This window comes from Mycobacterium sp. TH-M25, from assembly GCF_057473665.1.
The window spans coordinates 1-5588 of sequence record NZ_JBYCLA010000119.1 but is presented as its reverse complement, the minus strand read 5'-3'; the positions used below and the strand labels follow the sequence as shown (position 1 = coordinate 5588).

The following is a 5588-nucleotide window of genomic DNA, read 5'->3' as shown; positions in this document are numbered from 1 at the left end:
TAACACCATCAACAAGGCCGGATAACCCTAAGCGGCAATGTCTTTCGACATCCTTATCAGCGGCGGCGGTATCGCCGGACCGAGCCTGTCCTACTGGCTCGCCCGCCAGGGCCACGCCGTGACGGTCGTCGAGCAGGCCCGCGAACTGCGAACCGGCGGGCAAGCAATCGACTTTCGCGGTCCGGCGCTCAGCGTGCTCGAGAAGATGGGTTTACTGGAGAAGGTCCAAGCGCACGCCACCGGAATGGGTGCGCTCGTGCTGGTCGACGGGCGGGGCAGAGAGGTCGGCCGGTTGCCCGCCGAGGTGGTCAGCGGCGAGATCGAGATTCACTGGGGCACGTTCACCCGCATCCTCTACGAAGCCGTGCGTGAGGACGTCAGTTATCGCTTCGGCGTGCGTATTACAGCGATCGAGGACGACGGCCATCGGGTCAGGGCGAGCTTCAGCGACGGCTCCACAGCCGACTACGACCTCGTCGTCGGAGCCGACGGTCTGCACTCCGGCGTGCGCCGGCTGGTGTTCGGCCCCGAGGACGACTACGTCACCCAGTTGGGGCAGTGTTTCGGGTTCTTCGACATCGACAACCGGTTGCGGATGGACCATTGCGGCATGGCGTACATCGACTCCGGTCGCACCGCGGCGCTGCAAGCCATCGATCCCGACCAGCCTGCGCGGGCGAGCCTGTTTCTCAACGACCCCGGGATCGACTTCGACTATCGCAAGACCGAGCGAAACAAACGACTGTTCGCGCACAGGTATGCGGGCATGGGGTGGGAGGTCCCACACATCCTCGACGGTCTGGCCAAGACGCCCGAGGTGTACTTCGATTCGATCGCGCAGGTCCATCTGGACTCGTATGCGCGCGGCCGAGTGTGCCTGACCGGCGATGCCGCCTGGTGCGCCTCGCCTCGTTCCGGCATGGGCACCACCCTGGCGATGGTCGGCTCCTATCTGCTGGCTCACGAAATATCCTCAGCAGGAACCGATTACGCTTCAGCTCTGGAGCGATACCAGCAACTGATGACGCCGTATGTCGCACGCTGCCAGAAGCTCGCCATCCACGCGCTCAAGGCCGATCGTTACTCGTCGGGCCGGCGCGCCACAGTGCGCAACCTCGCGCTCCGGATGCTGCGTATCCCGATGGTCAGCAAGCTGGTTGCCCGGCAGTCGCTGGCGGTCGCGCGGTCGTTCACGCTGCCGAGTTACTGAGCCGCGGCACCGTGGCGGCCGGCGCCGGCAGCAAAGCGACCGGCGCCTTCGTTGGCCTCGGCGGCGACCCGGGAGATGCTGGCGAATTCGTAGTCCAGCGCCTCGGCTTCGGGCAGACCCCACTGATGCAACGCCGACAATCGGTCCGACCGCAGGCACTGCTGAGGCAATGCCGACAGTTCGAGGGCGAGGTTCTCCGCGGCTTCGCGCGCCTGCCCTTTGGGCACGACACGATTGGCCAGTCCGATTGCCAGCGCCTCGGCCGCATCGACCGGACGACCGGTGAGGATCATGTCCATCGCGCGACTCTGCCCGATCAGCCGGGGAAGGCGGATCGTGCCGCCGTCGATCAGCGGCACCCCCCAGCGGCGGCAGAACACCCCGAAAACGGCGTCCTCTTCGGCGATCCGTAGATCACACCAGATCGCCAACTCCAGACCGCCGGCCACCGCGAAGCCGCTGACCGCGGCGATAACCGGCTTGGACAACACCATCCGACTCGGTCCCATCGGACCCGGACCGGTGCGGCGCACCGCGTTGGCGTCCGGTGTGCCGAATGCTTTCAAGTCAGCCCCGGCGCAGAAGGTTCCGTTGTCTCCCCAGAGCACCGCCACCGATGCGGAGTCGTCGCGGTCGAACTCGTCGAAAGCGTCGAACAGTGCGGCGGCGGTGGGCCCGTTGACGGCATTGCGGGCTGTTGGCCGGTTGAGAATGACGGTGGTCACCGGACCGTGACGTTCTACTCGCACCGGCTCGCTCATGTCGCCTCCATTAGTCGGATATTGTTGCGCCGCAGAAACAGTTCGGCGGCAAAGTCGTTGTAGGCGGCACGCAACCGGCCGCCCGGCCACGTCACCGGCAGCAGCTCGTCGGGCAGCACCGGATCGGTCAGCAGGTGGCGCACCATCGCGGCAGCCGTCACGAAGCGCCCGGGCACGTCGGCGGCGTCGGACATGTCGGCGAGCAGCCGCTCACCGATGCGCGCCCACGACTCCAGATCCCACAATTGACCGGCCAGCTGCGCGGGGTCGTCGTCGCGGGCCTGCACGATCCGCACCCGGCCCCGGACGTCGGAGTCCAACTCAAGCTCCAGGTTGTCCGGCCGCATCCAGACACCTTCCCGTAGCTCGCCGAAACGATTGTGGTGCAGTGTGGTTCGCAGCGTTGCTCGACTGCGGGCGTCGGTGCCGACGCTGGTGACGATGAGCGTTGCCCAGGCTCCGCGCCAGGGACGGACCTGGGGCCGCATGGACTCGTCCTGTCGGCGCTGGCGGGCCAGCAGTCGATCGGAGAGTCGGTAACCGTCGGCGGAACGCACCAGGTCACCCGCGCTGACCATCCGGGTCAGGGCGACTCGCAGGGTGGCTTCTTTGATGCCGAAGTCGCTTGTCAGCTGGATCAATTCGGCAGCGCTCGCCCATGCCGGATGGGCGCCGAGCATCACACTCAGCACCACCGACCGAGCGGGCATGCGGGCCAGTGATTTTGGCATCGGATCAGACCTGCGACGCCCGCCGGCCGTAGTCACCGAAGGGTTCGTCGCGATGCTTGACCGCGTCACGGAAGCCGTGCTCGACCGCGTCCGCGACGAAGGCATGGCCTTCGGGCGTGTGCCGGGCGACCCCGTCGAACACCGTGCTGACCATCCTGCTGGTGGCCACACCCTGTTGCAGCAGAGCGGAATTGAGCGCGAGCTTGACCATGATCAGCTGGTTGACCGGGACGGCCGCGATCCGCTCGACCAGGCGTTCGGTGCGCTCGTCGAGGTCCTTCGGGTCGGGCGCCTCGACGGCCAGCCCCCATTCGGCGGCTTGGGCGCCGGTGATGCAATCTCCGGTCAGCAGGAGGCGTTTGGCGCGCTGGTCGCCCAGCCGATGGGCCCACATGCCGGCCGCCGGCACGCCCCACACCCGGGTCGGCGGGTAGCCGATCTTGGCGTCCGCGGCGGCGATCACCTGGTCGGCGTGCAACGCGATGTCGGTGCCGCCGGCCACGCAGTAGCCGTGGATCTTGGCCACCGTCGGCTTGTCGGCGTGCAGCAGGCTGGAGAAGCCACGCACGAAGCGGCTCATCATCTGGTAGTCGATCATCGGATCCCACGGCTGGTTCGGTAAGTGGTTGACCGCCTGGGTTTTACCGTCCAGCGATGTGCCGTGATACGCCCCGGTGCCACCCGCCGAGCCGGTGCGATCGGCGTAGGCACTGAGGTCGAACCCCGCGCAGAAGCCCTCACCGCGACCCGATACCAGAATGACGTGCACTGCTGGATCCAGGTCGGCGCGTTCGACCAGAGCCGAGAGTTCCAGCGGGGTGTCGGCGATGATCGCGTTGCCTTTGTCCGGCCGGTTGAAGGTGATCCGCGCAACCCGATCGGTGACCTCGTAGGTCATCGTTTTCAAGTTGTCGAAATCAACCGGCCTGATCGCGTGCGTCATCCCTTAACTAGAGCACGCTCGATGATGGGCGCGAGATCCAGTCCGGCGGGCATGGTTCCGAATGCGCCGCCCCAGCGGCCCTCCAGCCGGGTGGCCAGGAACGCCTCGGCGACGGCCGGGTGTCCGTGCCGCACCAGCAGCGAACCCTGCAGCGCCAGGCAGATGTCCTCGGCGACCTGACGGGCCCGGTATTGAATCGTCTCCAGCTCGCCGAGCTGCGGGCGCAACTGCTCGACGTGGCGATCCAACCGGACGTCTTGACCGGCGCTCTTGCCGAGCTCGTCGAACAGGACCTCGATGCATTCAGGTCGAGTTGCCATGGCGCGCAGCGTGTCCAGCGCGCTCACGTTGCCCGAGCCTTCCCAGATGCCCATCAGCGGGGCCTCCCGGTAGAGCCGCGGCATGCCGGACTCCTCGACGTAACCGTTGCCGCCCAGACATTCCATGGCTTCAGCGGCGTGCGGGGTCGCACGCTTGCACACCCAGTACTTGCTGGCCGCCAACCCGATACGACGAAGCAGAGTCTCGGTCTCGTCGCCGCGCACCGCATTGTCGGTGGCCCCGGCCATCCGCATCGCGACCATGGTGGCGGCCTCAGCCTCGACGGCAAGGTCGGCCAGCACGTTGCGCATCAGTGGCTGGTCGATCAGATATTCGCCAAATGCCTTGCGGTGCTGGGCATGGTGCACAGCCTGGGTGAGTCCGGTGCGCATGCTGGTGGCGCTGCCCAGGGTGCAGTCCAGTCGGGTGAGGTTGACCATCTCGATGATGGTCGACACCCCGCGGCCTTCCTCGCCGACCAGCCACGCGGTGGCGCCGTCGTACTCGACTTCACTGGAGGCGTTGGCGTTGTTGCCGAGCTTGTCCTTGAGGCGCTGCAGGCGCATCCGGTTGAGGCTGCCGTCGGGCAATACACGCGGCAAGAAAAAACACGACAGCCCGCCCGGCGCCTGCGCGAGCACCAGGAAGATGTCGCACATCGGCGCCGAGGTGAACCACTTGTGGCCCGTCAACCGGTAGGTGCCGTCGCCGTTGGGCGCGGCCTCGGTGTTGCCGGCGCGGACGTCGGAGCCACCCTGCTTTTCGGTCATCGACATACCGGCGGTAATCCCGAGTTTGGTTGTCGCAAGCTTTAATTCGGGGTCGTACTGGCGACTGGTCAGCAGCGGTTCGTAGGTGGCGGCCAGCTCGGGGTTGAACCGCAGCGCGGGGACGACCGCATAGGTCATGGAAATCGGGCACATGTGGCCGGGTTCGGCGGTCCAGACGCTGGTCTTGGCCGCGCGCACCACGTGGGAGCCGCGCCGGTCGTCGGCCCAGGGCGCCGCGTGCAGGCCGTGCTCGATCGCCACCTGCATGAGCTCGTGGTACGCCGGGTCGTATTCGACCTCGTCGATCCGGTTGCCATAGCGGTCGTGCGTGCGCAGGATCGGCCGGTTGCGCTGTGCCAGTTCGCCCCAGCGCTGCGCCTGCCGGGAGCCGGCGATCGCGCCGATCGCGGTCACGTCGTCGAGGCCCCACTGGCCACCTTCGCGGATCAGCGCCTCGATCAGCACCGGCGACGAGGCCGGGTTGTGCTCTTCCAGCGGTGGCACCTGGTTACTGACGACATGTGTATCTGGCATGCCGCCAATATTACATTTTTTCTGCAATTGCACAAGAGGTGTAATGCTCAGCGGTGGTGGCTGTCGAAAAAATTCCAGAGCCTGCCGGTGGCGAAGTCGGGCCAGCGGTGGCCGCCGTCGGCCACGGTGATCAACGCGACCCCGCGACCCTGCGCACAGTCGGCGATCAAGGTAGTGACCTGACCCTCGCTTGTCTCAGTAGGCGGCTGGCACTGATCAACTCTGCGCCCCAACGCATTCAAGTCCGGTATCGCCGGACCGTGGATGTGGGCTAAGCCGTGGCCGGGGCCGCCGCCGTCGGGACTGTTCGGATCGGCG

At 66.7% G+C, this 5588-nt stretch carries 5 protein-coding genes and 1 pseudogene; 1 reads left to right on the top strand and 5 read right to left on the bottom strand.

What is annotated here, in order from left to right:
- Positions 1-37 precede the first annotated feature (37 nt).
- Complete coding sequence (locus AC2VOU_RS04170; protein WP_486956212.1) at positions 38-1210, top strand: FAD-dependent monooxygenase; 1173 nt, start codon at positions 38-40, stop codon at positions 1208-1210.
- On the opposite strand, the gene AC2VOU_RS04165 is transcribed toward AC2VOU_RS04170, so the two are convergent.
- The 5 genes and pseudogenes from AC2VOU_RS04165 to AC2VOU_RS04145 form a co-directional block, all read right to left on the bottom strand.
- A complete protein-coding gene (locus AC2VOU_RS04165) occupies positions 1204-1971 on the bottom strand; it encodes a crotonase/enoyl-CoA hydratase family protein (RefSeq protein WP_486956211.1) in 768 nt (255 codons plus the stop codon). The two genes, AC2VOU_RS04170 and AC2VOU_RS04165, sit on opposite strands and share 7 nt — an antisense overlap.
- A complete protein-coding gene (locus AC2VOU_RS04160; protein WP_486956213.1) occupies positions 1968-2690 on the bottom strand; it encodes a PaaX family transcriptional regulator C-terminal domain-containing protein in 723 nt (240 codons plus the stop codon). The genes AC2VOU_RS04165 and AC2VOU_RS04160 overlap by 4 nt, the downstream gene beginning before the upstream one ends.
- Positions 2691-2706: 16 nt before the next feature.
- A complete protein-coding gene (locus AC2VOU_RS04155; protein ID WP_486956210.1) occupies positions 2707-3645 on the bottom strand; it encodes a crotonase/enoyl-CoA hydratase family protein in 939 nt (312 codons plus the stop codon).
- Positions 3642-5270: an acyl-CoA dehydrogenase family protein gene (locus tag AC2VOU_RS04150; RefSeq protein ID WP_486956209.1), complete on the bottom strand. Its 1629-nt coding sequence runs from the start codon at positions 5268-5270 to the stop codon at positions 3642-3644. The genes AC2VOU_RS04155 and AC2VOU_RS04150 overlap by 4 nt, the downstream gene beginning before the upstream one ends.
- Before the next feature lie 47 nt (positions 5271-5317).
- Positions 5318-5588: pseudogene (locus AC2VOU_RS04145) on the bottom strand (alpha/beta hydrolase family esterase); the annotation flags it as partial.

Bases quoted from the DNA above. Each gene is read 5' to 3' on its own strand.
- AC2VOU_RS04170 (WP_486956212.1), top strand. From the start codon at position 38: ATGTCTTTCGACATCCTTATCAGCGGCGGCGGTATCGCCGGACCGAGC.
- AC2VOU_RS04165 (WP_486956211.1), bottom strand. From the start codon at position 1,971: ATGAGCGAGCCGGTGCGAGTAGAACGTCACGGTCCGGTGACCACCGTC.
- AC2VOU_RS04155 (WP_486956210.1), bottom strand. From the start codon at position 3,645: ATGACGCACGCGATCAGGCCGGTTGATTTCGACAACTTGAAAACGATG.
- AC2VOU_RS04150 (WP_486956209.1), bottom strand. From the start codon at position 5,270: ATGCCAGATACACATGTCGTCAGTAACCAGGTGCCACCGCTGGAAGAG.